16 protein-coding genes and 2 pseudogenes are annotated in these 16,173 nt (G+C 66.1%); 5 read left to right on the top strand and 13 right to left on the bottom strand.

Annotated elements, in window-relative coordinates:
* Nucleotides 1-3: 3 nt before the first annotated feature.
* The 9 genes from ACLIVD_RS19320 to ACLIVD_RS19280 all read right to left on the bottom strand — a co-directional run bounded on the left by ACLIVD_RS19320 (nt 4) and on the right by ACLIVD_RS19280 (nt 5,452).
* Nucleotides 4-783, bottom strand: a complete 780-nt coding sequence (locus tag ACLIVD_RS19320; protein ID WP_477956470.1) for a GvpL/GvpF family gas vesicle protein — start codon at nt 781-783, stop codon at nt 4-6.
* On the bottom strand, nt 770-1,177 hold the full coding sequence (locus ACLIVD_RS19315) for a gas vesicle protein (RefSeq protein ID WP_283332520.1): 408 nt from the start codon (nt 1,175-1,177) through the stop codon (nt 770-772). Before ACLIVD_RS19315 ends, ACLIVD_RS19320 begins: the two co-directional genes overlap by 14 nt.
* Nucleotides 1,174-1,464: a gas vesicle protein GvpO gene (locus tag ACLIVD_RS19310; protein ID WP_280784484.1), complete on the bottom strand. Its 291-nt coding sequence runs from the start codon at nt 1,462-1,464 to the stop codon at nt 1,174-1,176. The genes ACLIVD_RS19315 and ACLIVD_RS19310 overlap by 4 nt, the downstream gene beginning before the upstream one ends.
* A 6-nt stretch (nt 1,465-1,470) precedes the next feature.
* On the bottom strand, nt 1,471-1,722 hold the full coding sequence (locus ACLIVD_RS19305) for a gas vesicle protein GvpG (RefSeq protein ID WP_280784483.1): 252 nt from the start codon (nt 1,720-1,722) through the stop codon (nt 1,471-1,473).
* A gap of 3 nt (nt 1,723-1,725) precedes the next feature.
* On the bottom strand, nt 1,726-2,514 hold the full coding sequence (locus tag ACLIVD_RS19300; RefSeq protein WP_280784482.1) for a GvpL/GvpF family gas vesicle protein: 789 nt from the start codon (nt 2,512-2,514) through the stop codon (nt 1,726-1,728).
* The gene (gene gvpJ, locus ACLIVD_RS19295; RefSeq protein WP_005246459.1) at nt 2,514-2,927 is read right to left on the bottom strand and encodes a gas vesicle protein GvpJ; all 414 of its coding nucleotides are present in this window, start codon (nt 2,925-2,927) and stop codon (nt 2,514-2,516) included. The genes ACLIVD_RS19300 and gvpJ overlap by 1 nt, the downstream gene beginning before the upstream one ends.
* On the bottom strand, nt 2,924-4,120 hold the full coding sequence (locus tag ACLIVD_RS19290) for an SRPBCC family protein (RefSeq protein ID WP_491930442.1): 1,197 nt from the start codon (nt 4,118-4,120) through the stop codon (nt 2,924-2,926). Before ACLIVD_RS19290 ends, gvpJ begins: the two co-directional genes overlap by 4 nt.
* Nucleotides 4,121-4,125: 5 nt before the next feature.
* Nucleotides 4,126-4,842 (bottom strand): hypothetical protein, encoded by a 717-nt coding sequence (locus ACLIVD_RS19285; RefSeq protein ID WP_317571213.1) that lies wholly within the window; start codon nt 4,840-4,842, stop codon nt 4,126-4,128.
* A 280-nt stretch (nt 4,843-5,122) separates the two neighbouring features.
* Nucleotides 5,123-5,452 carry a hypothetical protein gene (locus tag ACLIVD_RS19280; protein WP_280784479.1) on the bottom strand — a complete coding sequence of 110 codons (330 nt, stop codon included), beginning with the start codon at nt 5,450-5,452 and terminating at the stop codon, nt 5,123-5,125.
* A 1,002-nt stretch (nt 5,453-6,454) separates the two neighbouring features.
* Between ACLIVD_RS19280 and ACLIVD_RS19275 the strand changes: the two are divergent.
* From ACLIVD_RS19275 to ACLIVD_RS19265, 3 genes and pseudogenes are all read left to right on the top strand, one after another.
* A pseudogene (locus tag ACLIVD_RS19275) lies at nt 6,455-7,643 on the top strand (serine hydrolase domain-containing protein).
* Nucleotides 7,644-7,759: 116 nt separating this feature from the next.
* Nucleotides 7,760-8,806 (top strand): sigma-70 family RNA polymerase sigma factor, encoded by a 1,047-nt coding sequence (locus tag ACLIVD_RS19270; protein ID WP_349307402.1) that lies wholly within the window; start codon nt 7,760-7,762, stop codon nt 8,804-8,806.
* A gap of 155 nt (nt 8,807-8,961) precedes the next feature.
* Entirely contained in the window at nt 8,962-9,348 is a 387-nt protein-coding gene (locus ACLIVD_RS19265; protein ID WP_105421643.1) for a hypothetical protein, read from the top strand.
* An 11-nt stretch (nt 9,349-9,359) separates the two neighbouring features.
* Here ACLIVD_RS19265 and ACLIVD_RS19260 read toward each other — a convergent pair whose 3' ends face one another.
* On the bottom strand, nt 9,360-10,286 hold the full coding sequence (locus ACLIVD_RS19260) for an LLM class F420-dependent oxidoreductase (RefSeq protein ID WP_477955394.1): 927 nt from the start codon (nt 10,284-10,286) through the stop codon (nt 9,360-9,362).
* Between the two features lie 177 nt (nt 10,287-10,463).
* Between ACLIVD_RS19260 and ACLIVD_RS19255 the strand changes: the two genes are divergently transcribed.
* Complete coding sequence (locus tag ACLIVD_RS19255) at nt 10,464-10,964, top strand: DoxX family protein (protein WP_283332514.1); 501 nt, start codon at nt 10,464-10,466, stop codon at nt 10,962-10,964.
* Between the two features lie 347 nt (nt 10,965-11,311).
* Here the strand turns inward: ACLIVD_RS19255 and ACLIVD_RS19250 are convergent, their stop codons facing one another.
* From ACLIVD_RS19250 to ACLIVD_RS19240, 3 genes are all read right to left on the bottom strand, one after another.
* On the bottom strand, nt 11,312-11,629 hold the full coding sequence (locus tag ACLIVD_RS19250; RefSeq protein WP_009472741.1) for a chorismate mutase: 318 nt from the start codon (nt 11,627-11,629) through the stop codon (nt 11,312-11,314).
* Between the two features lie 116 nt (nt 11,630-11,745).
* Nucleotides 11,746-13,149 carry a phenylacetate--CoA ligase family protein gene (locus ACLIVD_RS19245; protein WP_491932900.1) on the bottom strand — a complete coding sequence of 468 codons (1,404 nt, stop codon included), beginning with the start codon at nt 13,147-13,149 and terminating at the stop codon, nt 11,746-11,748.
* A 979-nt stretch (nt 13,150-14,128) separates the two neighbouring features.
* On the bottom strand, nt 14,129-15,733 hold the full coding sequence (locus ACLIVD_RS19240; RefSeq protein ID WP_477955389.1) for an AMP-binding protein: 1,605 nt from the start codon (nt 15,731-15,733) through the stop codon (nt 14,129-14,131).
* A gap of 192 nt (nt 15,734-15,925) precedes the next feature.
* Between ACLIVD_RS19240 and ACLIVD_RS19235 the strand changes: the two are divergent.
* Nucleotides 15,926-16,048: pseudogene (locus tag ACLIVD_RS19235) on the top strand (LuxR C-terminal-related transcriptional regulator); the annotation flags it as partial.
* Nucleotides 16,049-16,173: the final 125 nt, after the last annotated feature.

Below are 16,173 nucleotides of genomic sequence, written 5' to 3'. Positions count from 1 at the left end.
TGCTCACCCGTCGATCCCGGCGAAGGAGTACGGCGGCCACGGTCCGGTCAGATCCAGTGTGATGCCCGGGCGTTCGGTGTCGAGTGCCGACACGAGCGCAGCGAAGTCGTCGACCCGTGAGTTGTCCACGAGGTAGGTGCCGTTGAAGATCATCCAGGCCCGTTTCCCGGTCAGCACCGGATCGGTGACTTGCCGTCGAACCCCGTCGACGGCATGGCCCCGGAGCGCGGAGTGAATCTCGTCCGCGTGGCCGGCCGCCCGGCGTTCCACGTCTTGCTGTGCGCTCAACTCCGCACGACGACGCAGGAGATACGCGGTCCCCTTGCCCGCCGCACCCGTCGCGGAAGGCTCCTCCTTCACGTTCTGCGCCAAAGCCTTCGCGTCTCCGTACGCTTTGACACCCCACTCGCTTCGTCCGGTCACCCGACGCAGCGTTGCGCCGAACTCCTCCTGTCGTTCGTCGAGGAGGAGGCGAACGCGATCGTCGTCGAGGTAGAGGGTCGCCAACCGCAATGGAACGGTGGGACCGTGGCGTAGCACGGCAGCCACCACGGCGTCGTGTGCTCTCGCGGTTGCCGCGAGCCAGTCGAGGTCCTCGAGGTTGCGCTGCAGCGGGTCCTGCCCGAATTCGCTCAGGCTCACTGTCCCCACCACCGCGACGAGACCCGCCGATGCCACCGCGCGGACCGGCTCGCCGGCCACGCCGGTGACCCCGGCGAGTTGTGCGTCGCCGATGCTGTCGGTGGTGATGCTGTACAGCCAGACACCGTCATCCGCGGTCATCGTCTTGCTCCTGACGTTTCGCCTCCACCTCGACCGTTTCGGCGGCCTCGACGGCAGGGCGAACAGACCTGCCGGACTCGAGTTCGGCGATCCGCTCCCGCAGCTTCCGGTTCTCGAGTTCGACGTCGCTGTTCCTGCCGGTCAGCCAGGGGTCGTGCTCCCACCAATCGATGCCCACCTCCTTCGCGGTTTCCAGCGAGGCGATCACCAGTCGCACCTTGATGGTCAGCAGTTCGATGTCGAGCAGGTTGACCTGGATGTCTCCAGCGATCACGAGCCCCTTGTCGAGTACGCGCTCGAGGATCTCGCCGAGGTTCGTCGACTGGTGCCCACCGCCCATTCCGCCGCCCGAACTCTGCGGAAGGTTGCTCGCGCCGCCGCCGGCGATCGTCATGACTGCGCGCTCCCGCTGTCACCGACACCGCGGATGTAGCGGCGGGTTCTGCGGTAGGACAACAGCTCTCCGTCCAGATCCAACACCACCTCGTACATCGCGAGCATGTCCGTCGACGACGGTATTCGCCGGTCCTCGACTACCTCCACCTCCACCGTCCAGCCGTCGTCGGTCGGCATGACCGATGTCGCACCCAGTGGTTTCTTGCCGGTCAACTGCGCAATGTCACGCGTCGCGATCTCGGCGATCTCGGGTGCCGGCAACGGTGGTGGCTCCTCTTCTGCCATCGCCCGTCACTCCTTTTCCGGACCGGTGGGATGTGCTGTTCCGGTCATTCGATCGAGGATGGCCTGCTGTGCCTGCTCTTCCTCCTCGGCGGAGATCTCGCCTGCCGCACGGGCGTCCTCCAGCTCCTCGAGAGCGCGGCGCGCACTCGCGGGATTGTGGACTTCCTCCTCGACCTGTCGCTGTATCAACTCGGCCAGCGAGATCACCCCGCGAACGGGGGCGAGTGGCAGGGTGGCGATGAACGACAGCAGACCCATCGGTCAGCCCTCCGGTTTCTGCGTCACCACGAAGTCGTAGGCGGCGAGCGGTCCGAGCAGGCGCATGTCGACTCGGCCGTCCCACTGCTCGGCCAGTTCTCCCACTGCCTTCTCGAGTTCTTCCTGCCGCGCAACTTCGACGAGGACGGCTACTTGCGCAGCCTCCTCCTCATGAGTCGGTTCCCGGACGTTGACCGAGTCGGACAGCGAGTCGAGTGCCTCGACCACCTTCCGGGTGTCTTCGTCGCGTTTGGCCTCGATGGCGTTGCCCACGATCTCGCCGAGGGCCATCCGGGCGTCGCGGGTGGTCTCCTCGGGCTGATCTCGGATCGTGCCGAGCAGCTTGCTCGCCTGTTCGTTCTCTTCGATTATTTCCCGGAGGATCGCCTCCTCGACGTATCGTCCCTTCACGACGTATTGTGCCCGGCCTTCGAGTTCCTCCAGCGCGGCGGCGAACTCCTCGGCGTGTGCCGCGAGTAACTCCTCCGCGACGGCGTCCTCATCGGTCATGACCGCCCCGAAACGAAGCGGGAGCACCGGTGCCACCCGAGACGTGCCGTCCAGCACGTGCGCATGGGTTCGGAGGTCCTCGGGCTTGCCGAGCGGTCTGTCCACTGAAATTTCGCTCACGAGCGCCGCGATGTCGCCGTGCTTGACGGTGCTGACCGGTCCGTCACACACGCCGACCGCGTCTTCTTCGGCTTCCACATCGGCAGGCACGATTCCGTACACGTAGACACCGCTGGTGCGCGGCTCGTCGGGTGCGTCGGTGCTCTGGTTTGACGTAGACATCACTTGTCCCCTCGAGTGGACTTGCGCGAAACCCGTTCGCGCTCAGGTTCTTCCTGCCCGCCGCCGAGGATGTCGCCGAGTTTCTCACCCGCGGACTCGAGTGCGCCCTTGGTCTTCGACTTGGCACCACCCTCGGTGACGTCCCCGACGAGATCCGTCAGGCCCTTCGGCTCGCCACTGCCGATTTCGAGCCGGTTCACGGCCTCCGCGAACCGCAGGTAGGTGTCGACACTGGCGACCACGACGCGTGCGTCGATCGTCAGCAGTTCGATGCCGACCAGCGAGACACGCACGTAGGCGTCGATGACGAGACCCTTGTCGAGGATGGTGTCGATGACGTCGGCGAGGCTACTCGAGCTGGGACCGCCGCTGACTCCGCCGCCACCTCCCCCCGCCGGTTGTATCGCCGTCATCGCCGTGCTCCTTGTCGCGAGCCCGCCGTCTTCGCGGCAGTCTTGCGTGGGCGACCTCGCCGTTTCGGGGCCTGATCCTCAGCGGCAGCCGCGGTCTTGCGCGGGCGACCTCGGCGTTTCGGCGGCGGGGGTGCTTCTGCTTCTTCCTCCTCGTCTGCTTCCTCGCCGGCGTCCTCATCCGTTTCCTCGATCTCGCCTTCGTCGGTCTCGCCTTCGTCGGTCTCCTCGGCCTCTTCGTCCTCGGCTTCTTCGTCCTCAGGCTCCTCGCCCTCGGCCTCGTCGCTTTCCTCGAGCTCTTCCGACTCCTCCGGCTGCGCCTCGTCCTCTTCGGGTTCGACTACCTCGCCGTCCCGGATCTCTCCACGCCAGCCCTCGACTTCGTCAGGATGGAGAATGGACTGTGTCATGACATGGCGTGCAAAGTGTTTCAATTCCAGTCGTGCTCGTCGTCCCTGTGCACGCCACAGGTTTCCCGTCTTCTCGAACAATCCCTTCGGGTGATACTCGAGGATCAGAACGATGCGCGTGAGATCGGGAGTCACCTCGTGGAACGTCACCGCCCCGTCGATGAAACCCTTGGCACCCTTCGAACGCCACACGATCCGCTCATCCGGGACCTGCTCGATGATCGACGCTTCCCAGGTCCGGTGCGACAAGAAGATCTGAGCCTTCCACTCGAGCTTCTCGTCCGCCTCCTGCTCCACCCGCTCGACCTTCTTCATGAAGGAGGGAAAGTCGGCGAATTGGGTCCACTGGTTATACGCCAGTTGGACCGGGACACCGACATCGATCGTTTCGACGATATTGGTCAACTTGAGCTTCTTGCCCTTACCGCTACCGCCACCGCCACCACCAGTGACCGCGTCCTTCACATCCGACGCCGTCTCCTTCACCTTGTCGGTCAACCCGGAGAACAGTGACTTGCCATCGCCCTTCTCGTCCCCGTCACCGTCACCGTCACCGTTGCCGTTGCCGTTGCCGTTGCCGGTGACCGCGGACAGCAGGCTTCCGCCGCCACCCTCGGCGTAGTCGGTGAGCCGTCCGGACGCACCCTGCACCTTGTCGGAGACCGACGAGAGCGCTTTTTCGGCCACCGTGCCGACCAGCTTCTGCATTGCTTCCTGGAGCACGCTGGACGATCCGTTGCCGTCACCCGGCGCAGTTTCTCGCAGTTTCTTCGCGGCGTTCGTCATCGTGCTCACCGTCCGCCGCGCCGGACGGGCGCAGAATTAGTCGTGGCTTTCGCCCGTGTCTTGCGGCCCCTGGTAGGGGCCTCTTCGTCATCCTCGTCGGACTTCGCGCTCCGCGATCTGCTGGTCGGCCGGGAGCTACCGTTGCTGGAAGTCCGTCGACGCGCGGCGGGCCGCTTGCGTGGGGCGGGTTCCTCGTCGGCGGTATCTTCGTCGGCAGCGTCTTCCTCGTCGGGCTCTTCGTACTCGTCTTCCTCATCGGCGTACTGTTCGTCCGGCTCTTCCTCGACTTCGGACTCGTCGTACTCCTCGTCCTCGGACCGGCCGCGTCGCTTGCGACCGAGTTTTCCGAGCCTGCTGAGCTTGCCTACGGAATTGCCGACACCACTCGCGGTGTCGTCCACGGTGTCGCCCACGTCGCCGACGACTTCTCCGCCGCTTGACAGGAGGCGGTTGTTGAGCGAATTGATGCGTTGGCTTGCGGCGGTGACCGCTGCGGCCTTCGCCGCGCTGACCAGCTCTTCGCGCACCGAGTCGCTGATCTTGGCGAACTCGGGGGAGCTCGCGAGCATCTTCGTACCGCGTTCCAGTAAATCGCGTGGCCCGCCGGGGAAGCGTCCGGTCGCACCCGCGGCCGCGAGCATCAGTGCCATCTTCATTCGGTGTGTACGGCCCAGCATGTATCCTGCGCCGACGGCCAATGCCACCTGACCTTTGGTTTTCATCGTCGAACCCCTTTACCGAGTAGTCGCCGGCGCACCGCTCGCCCACTTCGGCAATGTGTGGCAGAACCGTCCTCGGCAATGTCTCGCAAAACCCTGCGCGGTATGGGGCGCCGCTTGTCGACTACCCCAGCTGCGGGACACTCAACCACCACCAGAAAATCCGGTTCGGGCAGCTTTCCGCGGCCACGCATCCACGTCGACTGTCTCGAGATTGCGGATTGGCACCGAAAATCGAATGTGCCTCAGCAGCAACCCTGTTCACGGAGAAGGTTAGGGGAATTCACTCGGCGGCGGCGCGCACCGCCGCCACCAGCGCCGCGACAACGAGCACCAGCAGGAGGACCACGAGCAGTACCGGCGCGAGCAGGGCCCCGAGGACCAGGACGAGAACCAGGGCGACCTTGGCCTTGCCGCTCAACCCGGACACGAGCGCTTTGATCGCGGCCCACACAGGATTCTTGCCGGTCAGGGCGGCCCGAATGCCTGCAATTACGGCGTTGATCCCCGCGTCGCTCTGTGCGATCGTATCGACGAGCGTGTCCATCCATTCCCTGAACTTCTGCCGAATATTCTGCGTCACCGTGTCGCCGCGTTCTCGAATCGCGTCCATGAGCCGGTGAACGTGGTCTTTAAGCCATGCGATGACCGCCTCGACCGACCGCGACAACAGTCCGCGTTCGGTCTCCTGCGAGATCGGGTCAGGCCTGCGCTGACGAGTCGGCGTGGTGGACCGAGGGCGCGCCGTTACGTGGGACCCGGTGTCTCGGGGACGCTTCCGGGCCGTCGGCTTCGTGGCGTCGGGGCGGTCCGTTCGGGGTGCCGGTTTCCTTCTCCCGGGGGCGCTGTGGCGTGACGTGGAGGGTGATTTTTCGGCTGCCGGTCGCCTAGGGGGCAACGGTCGTCTTCGTGGCAGCCGCCCCGAGGCTGCGCCGGCGGGCGGCGTCGACTTCTTCGAAGTCTGATGTGATCGACTTGTCGCCGCCGTGGCGGTGGCCATCGGCTTGTCGTTGTCCGTGGTCTTGCTGTGAGAGGAAGTGCCTCCACGGTCAGGCCTGGCCGGTGTGCTCCGGCCGCTTGTCCTCACTCGTGCGCCCATACACCGCAATTACCCTCGCGACCATTCTTGAAACGGGAGCGGATTTAGTGGGCGCTGCAGGTGCGGCGGATCTCCGGCGCCGCGTTCGTCTGTGCGGGTTGTTGCGGGTGATGATGAGCGGTGTCGGAGGAGGTGAACCGGTGATCGGCTGTCAGTGCGGTGCCCGCATTCTGTCCCCTCGGGGCCCATCGTGAAGGTGGAGAAGTATGTTTCTTCCGCGGGAGATTGTTCCGGTGAAGTCGAAGGAGCGGGCGGGCATCGGGGTTAGGATGCACAAGGAGATCTGCCCAGCTGGTACCGCTCATCGGCGCGGTATCGGACTCTGCCGCAGAGGCGGTGATGCCGACGATGAGGAATTTTCCGGTGGGGAACGTGGCGAGCCGGACGGTCGGAGGGCGCCGGTGCCGCACACTGAATACCACCCGCGCCGCTGCGCTCGCGGTGGGCGTTGCCGTCGCGATCGCGGGCTGCTCGACCACTTCCGATCCGACGACCTCGCAGACGTCGAACGGTGGAGTGCCCGCCTCGACGACCGCCGCCGCACCAACGGGGTCGGCGCTGAAACCCATCGACCCGGCCGCATTCCAGGACGTTGTGAACGCGGCGGCCGAGGAGCTGCTCGTACCCGGCGCGGTGGTGAAGCTCCGCACCCCCCAGGGGAACGTCGACGCCGTGGTCGGTACGACCGAACTGGGCGCGCAGACGCCGCCCGACGAACACACCCATTTCCGGATCGCGTCGAACACCAAGACCATGACTGCGGCGCTGACCGTGCTCCTCGCCCAGGACGGGAAGCTCGAGTTCAGCGACCCGGTGTCCACCTACGTTTCAGATGTGCCCAACGGCGAGAACATCACCGTCGCAGAGCTGTTGACGATGCGCAGTGGGCTGTACAACTACACGAACTCGCCCGAGTTCGCGGCCACTCTGGATACCGACCCGGCGAAGGCCTGGACGCCGCAAGAGGTCTTGGATATCGCGTTCCGGCACCCGCCGGAATTCCCGCCGGGCACTTCCTACGAGTACAGCAATACGAATTACGCGTTGCTGGGTCTGATCGCCGAGAAGGCCGGCGCGCGCCCCTTGGCCGCGCAATTCCGGGATCGATTGTTCGGTCCCCTCGGGTTGCAGCAAACCTCGCTTCCCGCCGCCGACCATCCCGGATCGCTATTCGCACGGCTACATGTACGGCGAATCGTCCTACGCGATGGTCGACGAAGAGTATCCCGCCGACATGCAGGCCGCCGCACGCGCGGGAACGCTCCAACCCCTCGATTACACCAACCAGAATTCCTCCTACGCCACCGCTGCCGGTGGCGCCATCTCCACGGCAGACGACCTGGCCACGTGGATCCGGGCCCTGGTGTCGGGCAATGTCCTGAATCCCGAGTACCAGCAGCAGTGGCTCCACAGCCTGCAACCCGAGGATCCGAGCGCACCCGACGGGCAGCAATACGGGTACGGCATCAGCTATCAGCGTTTCGGGCCGAACGCGTCGATGTATTACCACGGCGGTGAGCTGCCGGGTTTCAACTCGTTCATCGGTTACGACCCGGACAACGACGTCACGCTGGTGATCTGGACGAATCTGACCCTGTCACCCGAGGGCAAGACCACGGCGAACGCTATGCTCCCCACCGTTCTCGACGAGGTCTACGCCGGGATGTCGCTGGCGCCCACACCGGCTCCGACCACCACCAGGTGATGCGGTGCGCTGTGCCACGGTCCGATGCTCGAGATCGACCGCGGGGGCCCGTCTACCGCGGGCAGGTCTCGTCGGTCGCCGGTGCGGCCGCCGGCGGTCGGGCAGAATCGTCCCTTGTGACCGACATGTCCGCACGAACACCCGGCGCGGCAGACGCCGAGGATGCCGACCTGGCCAGGGCGCGCGACGGAGACGATGCCGCGTTCACCCGCCTCGTCGGACCGTTGCGCCGCGAACTGCACGCGCATTGTTACCGCATGCTCGGATCGAGTCACGACGCCGACGACGCTCTGCAGGATGCCCTGCTGCGGGCGTGGCGGGGTTTTGCGCGGTTCGAAGGTCGGAGCACGCTGCGCTCCTGGCTGTATACCGTCGCGACGCGCACGTGCCTGGACGCTGTCGAATCGCGCGGTAGGCGGGCGCTACCCGTCGACCTGGGTCCGTCCAGTGATCGTGCTGTCATCGGGGACGTCCCGCTCACGGACGTGGCGTGGCTGGGGCCCTACGCCGACGCGGGTCTGACCGCCGGTTCGGCGGGGCCGGCCGCACGCTACGAGCAACGCGAGGCTGTCGAATTGGCATTCGTTGCGGCACTGCAACATCTGCCGGGCAATCAGCGGGCGGCCCTGCTGCTCTTCGAAGTCTTGGGCTTTTCCGCCGCCGAGATCGCCGACACCATGGACACGTCGAGGGCGTCGGTCAACAGCGCGCTGCAGCGGGCACGGGCGATCGTCGCCGAGAAGATTCCGCCGGTGACGCAGGCGCAAACTTTGCGAGAGATCGACGACACGCGTCTGCGTGCCATCGTCGCCGGGTACTCCACCGCATTGGAACGCGGTGACGCCGACGCCCTCGTTGCCCTGCTGACGGAGGATGTCACCTGGTCGATGCCGCCGATGGCGCACTGGTACCGCGGTCTCGACGCGGTCACCGATTTCGCGGTCCGGGTCCCGCTCACGGGGTGCGGTTCGTGGCGTCACCTCCCGGTCTGTGCGAACGCTCAGCCCGCCGTCGCCTTCTACCTGTGGGACGAAGACGCCGGCACCCACCTGCGCTGGTCGATCACCGTGCTGACCCTGCGCGGCACCAAGATCGCGGACCTGACCTCGTTTCTCGGGCCGGAGCATTTCGACCCCTTCGGTTTGCCCGAATCGCTGCCCTGATTGGGGGCCGGATGCCATCGTGCGCCGTTCGTCGGCACCCCTGCGGGCGGGCGATCGCCGAGGTAGTCTTCCGATGCCGCGGTTTCGCCACCGATGATGCAGCCGCAGGTTACAGTCGGAACCGGTTTTTCCTTCTTCAGCAGGGTGGGATCGCGATGAACTTGATCAAGAAATCGGCAGCGTCGGTCCTCGTCGCAGCGACGGTGACACTCGGGGCGGGTACGGCCCACGCCGACCCAGTCCTACCGAACACGGGAACGCCTGCACTGGCGATCCCCGGCAGGCACGAGGTCGACAAGCAGAAGGCGCTCGAGAACATGCTCAACGAGCTCGGCGTCGGCTGGGCCAACGGGGGAGCGGCCGGGACGGCGATCGGCGCGCTCATGGGTCTCGGCGTCGGATGTATCTCGATGTTCCCCGGCAGTCTCGCCGGTTGCATCATCGGTACACCGATCGGGGCGATCACCGGCGCGATCGTCGGTATCGGACAGGGCAACCCCCGGGCGCAGCAGGCCATCCAGGAATACATCAACACACCGTGAGTCGTTGTCCGTCAACTCTGTTCGCGGAGTTGACGGATCACGGGCGCGAACAGCTCCAGATACGGTTCGTGGACGGTGATGTACGAGAAACCGTAGCGCTCCCGATGGCGTCGGAGTTGCTCGGCCATCTCCTCCACGGTTCCCACGAGGACATACGGGGTGTCGAGGACGTCGTCGACCGTCATCGTCCCACCGAGCTGGTCCGCGATCTCATTGGCCGCGGCCCGGCGGTCGTCCGTCTCGACGACCATCTGGACCAGTAGATGCCACTCGATGTCTTCGGCTCTCGCTCCGGCGTGTGTCCGTACGAAGCGAATTCGTTCGGCGGTCTCGTCCGCGGTGGCGAGGCGGAAGGTGCCCGGCGGTCGGCCCGGGATCTGAAATGCCCCCGCGACGCCGACGATGTCTGCGTGGGCCGCTGCGATCCGCAGCACCCGGTCGCCGGTGCCGCCGATGATCAGCGGCGGGCCCGAGCCGCCGAATCCGCGCCGCTGCAACGGTCGTGGCAGGGCGCGGCCCTCGGGTAGTTCGTCGAGATCCCCGGTGAAGAAGGTGCGTAGGTCATCGACCATCTCGGACAACTGTGCGACCCGTCCGCCGAGGGCTTTCCATTCGATACCCGCAGCGTCGAACTCCCACTTCATGTGTCCGGCACCGAGTCCGATGTCGAGCCTTCCGTCGGTGAGGACGTCCGTCGTCGCGATCTCGCGGGCGAGTAGGGCGGCATTCCAGAACGGTGCGTTGAGCACCAGCGTTCCGACACGTAAGCAGGTGGCGTCGGCGACGGCCACCATCAGCGGAAAGGGGGCCGGGGCGCCGAGATGGTCCGCGGCGAACACCGTGTCGTAGCCGGCGCTCTCGCCGAGTCGACATCGGTCGAGAAGGGCGTCGCGGGATTCGAAGCCGAAGATGTTGAACGAGAATCGGAAATCACGCATGGACTTCACGATGCACCCGAACTGGCTCGGCCGGTGACCGAATGCGGTGAGTGAATCCCGGGACCGCACGACGATGAATGTGATGCTCGCCACAATTAGGTCAGTTTTCCCACGTGACTGTGTCTCATACACGCGGTAGCGCAGAGATTAGGGCAGGCATGCCTTATCTTCTGCGATGTGACAACTAAGAGCATTTCACGCCTTCACGGCCCCAGCGTCGATTACGCCATCGCGGCTTTTCGTGTGGTTATCGGCTTCCTGTTCTTCTGCCACGGCACGTCGACCTTGTTCGCGTGGCCGACTGCACCTCATGGAGGGCACACCGCAGCGGTAGGCGCCTGGCCGAGTTGGTGGGGCGCAGTCATCCAACTCGTCTGTGGCGCCGCGTTGTTCCTCGGCCTGGGGACGCGCTTCGCCGCGTTCATTGCCTCGGGTTCGATGGCGTACGCCTACTTCTGGAGTCATCAGCCGGACGGCGTCCTCCCCATCCAGAACAACGGTGAGCTCTCCGCCATCTTCTGCTGGGCCCTGTTCCTGATGATCTTCCTCGGCGCCGGCGCTCTCTCGCTCGATCGCCTCATTGCTCGCGGTGGGCGCACGGCGCAGTCGGACAACGGCGACGACGGCACCGCCGGCGAACAAGGACCGACCACCGAATTGCGTGAGGTGAACGCCTGAACTGCTTCTCGTGGGCCGGGGCGGTGACCGTCATCCCCGGAGGTGAGGTAGGCATCGACCGCGTGCTGGAGGCGGTCGAGGGGGGCACCGAACGCACTGAAGTCGCCCCGTCGCTGGGCGTCGCGGAGCTGTTCGAGTGCCGCCTTCAGCTCGACAGCCGCGGTCGCATCCGCCGTCGGCGGGTCCGGTGTGGTGATGCCGCCGACATCGGGTGGGGGCGCTTGCGGTGACGCGGCCGGATCCGGCGCACCCGGATTGCGCTGGACAGGCGAACAGTGCCCAGCGTCACGACGACTGCTGGGCACTGCTCTCGTGCTCGGTATCGACCGAGGTGAGAATGGGTGGGGCTACCGAGTTCGGTACGTCGACGAGAAGGGTGGCCTCGCCAGCCGGAGCAATTCCAGGGCCAGCAGCGAGCCGCGGGGGCCCAGCTCGTCCTGATAGCGGCGGATCACGTCCGTTTCGCCGCCGAGCGCGACCATCGGCGCTCCGGACTCGACCCGGGTTCGAGCCGCGAGCTGCGCGAGAGCGAGACGGCGATTGACCGCGTCCAGGATCTCCGCGTCGAGGCGAGCGATCTCGGCGTGAACGCGATTCAGATCTGTGGCGGCAGGTAATGCGCCCGCAGCGTTTTCGGTGACCGCCCCGAAATCCGTGTCCGTCATCGTTGCTCCTCGACTGGGTGATCGTGTACCACCATCGTCGGACCCGAGTGGCCGTGACGACAGACACCCTGGGGTGCAGATCGTCGACCCCTTGCCTTCCTCGAGGCATTTGCGGACTATCGCAGTGCGATGAACCGCTGCAGTTTCCCGCTCGCGAGATGACGCTGCAGATGGTCGACCACTTCGATCCGGACCTGCGGATCGGCCACACCTTGCCGGCGCAATGCCGCCGTGACAGCCGACGTCAGGGCGGCGACGTCGGGTTCGCCGACCGCGAAGATCTCCGCTCCGTCGACGGTCTGTCGGACCTGGTACTCGGAAATACGCGGGTCTGCACCGAGGACGTAGCGAAAAGTGCTTGCGGGCACGATCGTGGTTCCGTACCGGAAATCGTCGTCGCGCCGCCCACCGATGTCGGCGACGCGCGCGAACGCGCTTCCGCACGCGCACCTACCGGGCAGCAATGTGACCTGGTCTCCGAGGTCGTACCGGATGAAGGGAAACGTGCGGTTGGCCAGACCCGTCGCGAGGGTTCGCGCCGCAGGCGCATCGGCTGCGACCGGAGCACCACTGTCATCGACACGCTCGAGCACAACCTCGTCCTCGCACACGTGCAGGCCCTCGCCGTATCCGCAACCCACGGCCTGAACGCCGATCTCGGTCGACCCCCAGAGGTTGTGAATCGGCACCGACCAGGCGTCGCGGATGGCTTGCCGGTCCTCCTCCAGCAGGGGTTCGGAGTTTGTGCTCACGCGCACAGGACTGATCTCCAGATCACCCGCCACCGCGGCTCGGGCAAGTCGCCCGATGACCGTCGCGTAGCCCACCAGATGCGTGGGCCGGGCAGCGGCCACCGCGGCGACGATCTCGTCGAACGGTGCGCCCGCCGGGATCACGACGGTCTCCATTCCCGGTGCGGTGGGCACATCGAACAGTGGTGTGCTCGCATGCGGGGGGACACCGGCCGCCAGCACCGCCAGCCGCGCGGGAGACCGCACCGACGACGCCCGCCGTTCCTCGCGCGCCTGTACCCGCCAGGCGAGGCACGCCGCCGAAACGTAGAACTGCCAATCCCAGACGTAGACGCCCCGGACACCACTGGACCCGCCCGAGCTGAAGATCTGCTCGTCGCCCGACGTGTACGAAAACCATTGCTGCTCGGCCAGAATCCGTTCGGCACGTTCGCGATCGAGGTCGCGCACCGTGACGATCGCATCCCACTCGTCCTGAGCGTCCCGCTTCGTCATCATCGGCAGCGTTGCCAGGTCGGTGAGCGAGGCCGAGGACGGATCGAGACCACGAAGTCTCCGGGCGTGAAATGGTGACCGCTCGCGTGCGTGCGCGAGGAGGGCCCGCAGCCGGTCGGTTCGGTAGCGCTCGATCTGATCTCTCGACCAATCCAGGCGTCCCATGTGATCCTCGAGGGCGGCCTGAACCGCACTCACCTGGCCGGCGCGCACACGCGCGTACGCCGCGTGCTCCGCGTCGTCCGAAGCACCTCCGGGAACCGATCGGGACATGACGCCCTCCGCATCACAATGGTCCGGCGCAGCACGTTCGTACGTACCCCTCCGAGTTTTGCACAGCGCCGCACCGGCCGTCATGCACGTGCGCGAACCCAGCTCGGTCGCGTCCATCGGCGCCCGCGGCCCGGGGCAGGTCTCGTCGTATCGAGCGAGCGTCCTTCGGAGTTCAGCGGACGGTGCGCGTTCGGCGGTGCGAACCTTTCGCAGGAGCCGCTTCAGTGTTCGGGAGTCCCTCCACCCGAACGATGTGCGGTCTGTGGCGCGGCGGTGGATCATGTCGAAGATTCGTGCGGGGACGACCACCTGGTGTCTCGCCGCACTTGCCACGACCTCGATGACCGCGCGGTGGGGCCGGTCGTCCTCGAGCGCGAAGCCCGCATCGTCCAGCGCCTCGGGAGGCAGTGCCGGCCGCAATGCCGAGATCACCTCGTATGCAAAGGCGTTGAAATCTTCCCTGCCGAAGGCGTTCGTGAGGGTGACCGTGGCGACGGAACCGAGCAGTTCGCTCTCGCGGGCCAACCGGGGGAGTTGCCGTTCCCAGCCGGGCGTCGAGGTGATGCCCGCTCCGGCGACCACGCCGACCGCGCCGAGGGCTCGAACGTGGTCGATCCACCCGTGCGGGGGCTCGACCACGCCCTCGAAGAGGACGTCTGTGTCGTCCTCGATCAACAGGGTGCGCCCGTCGACCGAACGCAACGACAGCACCGGCGAGGTCACGCCGTCGACGCCGTCGAAGACGGGGCTGGGATCCCGCCATCCGCGCCCCGCCAACCTTCGCAGCAGGGGTTGTCGCATGCCGGGTCCGACGCTGTAGTCGAGCGCCACCATCGGTGTGACCCGGTGGCCCGCTGCGTGGTAGATGGCGATCGCGTCGACTCCTGGTTCCCCCATGGATCGTTACGATGCCACATAAAAAATCCGACTGGAAGGTTTTGTTCTCCGTTTTCGCGCCCACGCGCTTCCTGCGAGACAGTCAATTCGAGTTTCGAAGTTCGAATTTGAGGACCTTCCCGGTCGGGGTGCGGGGGAGTTCGAGGGGAAAGACGATCTCATCGGGCACCTTGAACTTCGCGATACGCCCACGGGTGTGCTCGACGAGTTCCTCAGCCGTGACCGTGGCCCCCTTCCTCACAACGACGAATGCCTTGGGCCGCTCGCCCCACTTGGGATGTGGGACACCGATGACCGCGACGTCGAGTACGGCGGGATGCGTTATCAATGCCTGCTCCACCTCGATGGTCGAGATGTTCTCGCCGCCGGAGATGACGATGTCCTTCGCGCGGTCCTTGAGCTGGATGTAGCCGTCCGGGTGCAAGACGCCGAGATCGCCCGTGTGGAACCAGCCGCCCGCGAAGGCTTCCGCCGTGGCCTCCGGGTTGCGGTAGTAGCCGAGCATGACGTTGTTGCCGCGCAGCACAATCTCGCCCATGGTCTCGCCGTCGGCGGGGACGTCGTTCATCTGCGCGTCGACGACGCGGGCGTTCTCTGCCTGCACCATGCCCACGCCCTGCCGGGACAGCAGGGACGCGCGTTCCTCGGCGGTGCGCTCGCTCCACGACTCCTGGTACTCGCAAATCGTGTACGGCCCGTAGACCTCGGTCAGCCCGTACACATGGACGACCGTGACGCCGATCGCCTCCAACTGGGCGATCACCGTCGGTGACGGCGGCGCCGCGGCGGTGGTGATCCGCAGGGCGTCAACCGGATGTGCCTGGGGCGCTTCGGCAATTGTGGAGCACACGGCGGGAGCGCCGCACAGGTGAGTGACCCCGAGGGTGTCGATGGCGTCCCAGATCGCGTCGGCACGCACCGCGCGCAGGCAGATGTGCGTGCCGGCGGCCTGCGTGACCGCCCACGGGGTGCACCAGCCGTTGCAGTGGAACATCGGCAGCGTCCACAGGTATTTGGTGGATCCGGTGAAGCCGTTGTGGAACGTTTCGCCGAGGGAATTGAGATAGGCGCCGCGGTGCGTGTACATCACGCCCTTCGGTTTCCCGGTGGTTCCGGACGTGTAATTGATCGCGATCACCTGCTGTTCGTCATCGACACCCCAGTGCAGCGGGATGTCGTCCACGGCGTGTGCGTCCGCGAGGAAGTCGGCGTACATCCCGGTCGCGATCCCCTCCGGGACTACCGGCCGCGCGATCGTTGAGTCGGGAATCTCGATTACCTCGCGCAGGCTCGGGACGGTGTCGCGGGCGGTCGCGACGGATCCCACGAGTTCGGAGTCAACGAACAGCAGGCTCGTCCCGGAGTGCTCGAGGATGTACTCCAGTTCACGGCCCGCCAGCCGCCAGTTCAGCGCGATGAAGATGCCACCTGCGAGGGGCACCGCGAAGTGGGCGAACAGCATCTCGGGGGTGTTCGGGCACAGGAACGCAACGCGGTCGCCGGGCTCGATCCGGCTCCGCAGGGCCCGGGCGAGTCTCTCGACCTCGTCGCCGAACTCGCGATAGCTGTAGCGGCGGTCGCCGTGAATGACGGCGACCCGATCCGGGAACACCGTCGCCGAGCGCTCCAGGAAGCGCAGCGGACTGAGCGGTGTGTGGTTCGCGGGCGAGAGGGTCGGTCCGGACACTGGAAACCTCCGAGATGTGGTGAAGGTGCTCTGACGGGCGATACCCGCCCAAGACGACGTTATGGAACATCACTCCGGCACCGCTACCCTCCGAGGTGGGATGCCGAAGCGGTGCTGCGCCCGATCGGGGTTTCAGGACTACTCGAACTCGCGGCCGATCACGCACGGGGTGAGAACGACACCCTGGCGCACGAGCGGCTGTCGCTGAGCGTCGAGACCGTCAGGTCGTACATGCGCAATCTGATGGGCAAGTTGGAGGTGCGCAGCAGGCAGGAAGCTGTCGTGGACGTCCTGCGACAGGGTGTGCTTCCCTGATCTGTCGCCGTCTCGGTTGGTGATTCCGAGATGCCTTGCATGCGAGGGCTGTTCATCTCGTCGGAATGGGCCGTCCGGACAGGGTGCTGCCACGACTACGGGCCGCGGCGGGTGCGCCGCGCGGA

The organism is Rhodococcus sp. G6(2025), from assembly GCF_058628105.1.
This window is presented reverse-complemented; position numbering and strand designations above follow the sequence as displayed.

Bases quoted from the DNA above. Each gene is read 5' to 3' on its own strand.
- ACLIVD_RS19320 (WP_477956470.1), bottom strand. From the start codon at position 783: ATGACCGCGGATGACGGTGTCTGGCTGTACAGCATCACCACCGACAGC.
- ACLIVD_RS19315 (WP_283332520.1), bottom strand. From the start codon at position 1,177: ATGACGATCGCCGGCGGCGGCGCGAGCAACCTTCCGCAGAGTTCGGGC.
- ACLIVD_RS19310 (WP_280784484.1), bottom strand. From the start codon at position 1,464: ATGGCAGAAGAGGAGCCACCACCGTTGCCGGCACCCGAGATCGCCGAG.
- ACLIVD_RS19305 (WP_280784483.1), bottom strand. From the start codon at position 1,722: ATGGGTCTGCTGTCGTTCATCGCCACCCTGCCACTCGCCCCCGTTCGC.
- ACLIVD_RS19300 (WP_280784482.1), bottom strand. From the start codon at position 2,514: ATGTCTACGTCAAACCAGAGCACCGACGCACCCGACGAGCCGCGCACC.
- gvpJ (WP_005246459.1), bottom strand. From the start codon at position 2,927: ATGACGGCGATACAACCGGCGGGGGGAGGTGGCGGCGGAGTCAGCGGC.
- ACLIVD_RS19290 (WP_491930442.1), bottom strand. From the start codon at position 4,120: ATGACGAACGCCGCGAAGAAACTGCGAGAAACTGCGCCGGGTGACGGC.
- ACLIVD_RS19285 (WP_317571213.1), bottom strand. From the start codon at position 4,842: ATGAAAACCAAAGGTCAGGTGGCATTGGCCGTCGGCGCAGGATACATG.
- ACLIVD_RS19280 (WP_280784479.1), bottom strand. From the start codon at position 5,452: ATGGACGCGATTCGAGAACGCGGCGACACGGTGACGCAGAATATTCGG.
- ACLIVD_RS19265 (WP_105421643.1), top strand. From the start codon at position 8,962: ATGAACTTGATCAAGAAATCGGCAGCGTCGGTCCTCGTCGCAGCGACG.
- ACLIVD_RS19260 (WP_477955394.1), bottom strand. From the start codon at position 10,286: ATGCGTGATTTCCGATTCTCGTTCAACATCTTCGGCTTCGAATCCCGC.
- ACLIVD_RS19250 (WP_009472741.1), bottom strand. From the start codon at position 11,629: ATGACGGACACGGATTTCGGGGCGGTCACCGAAAACGCTGCGGGCGCA.
- ACLIVD_RS19245 (WP_491932900.1), bottom strand. From the start codon at position 13,149: ATGTCCCGATCGGTTCCCGGAGGTGCTTCGGACGACGCGGAGCACGCG.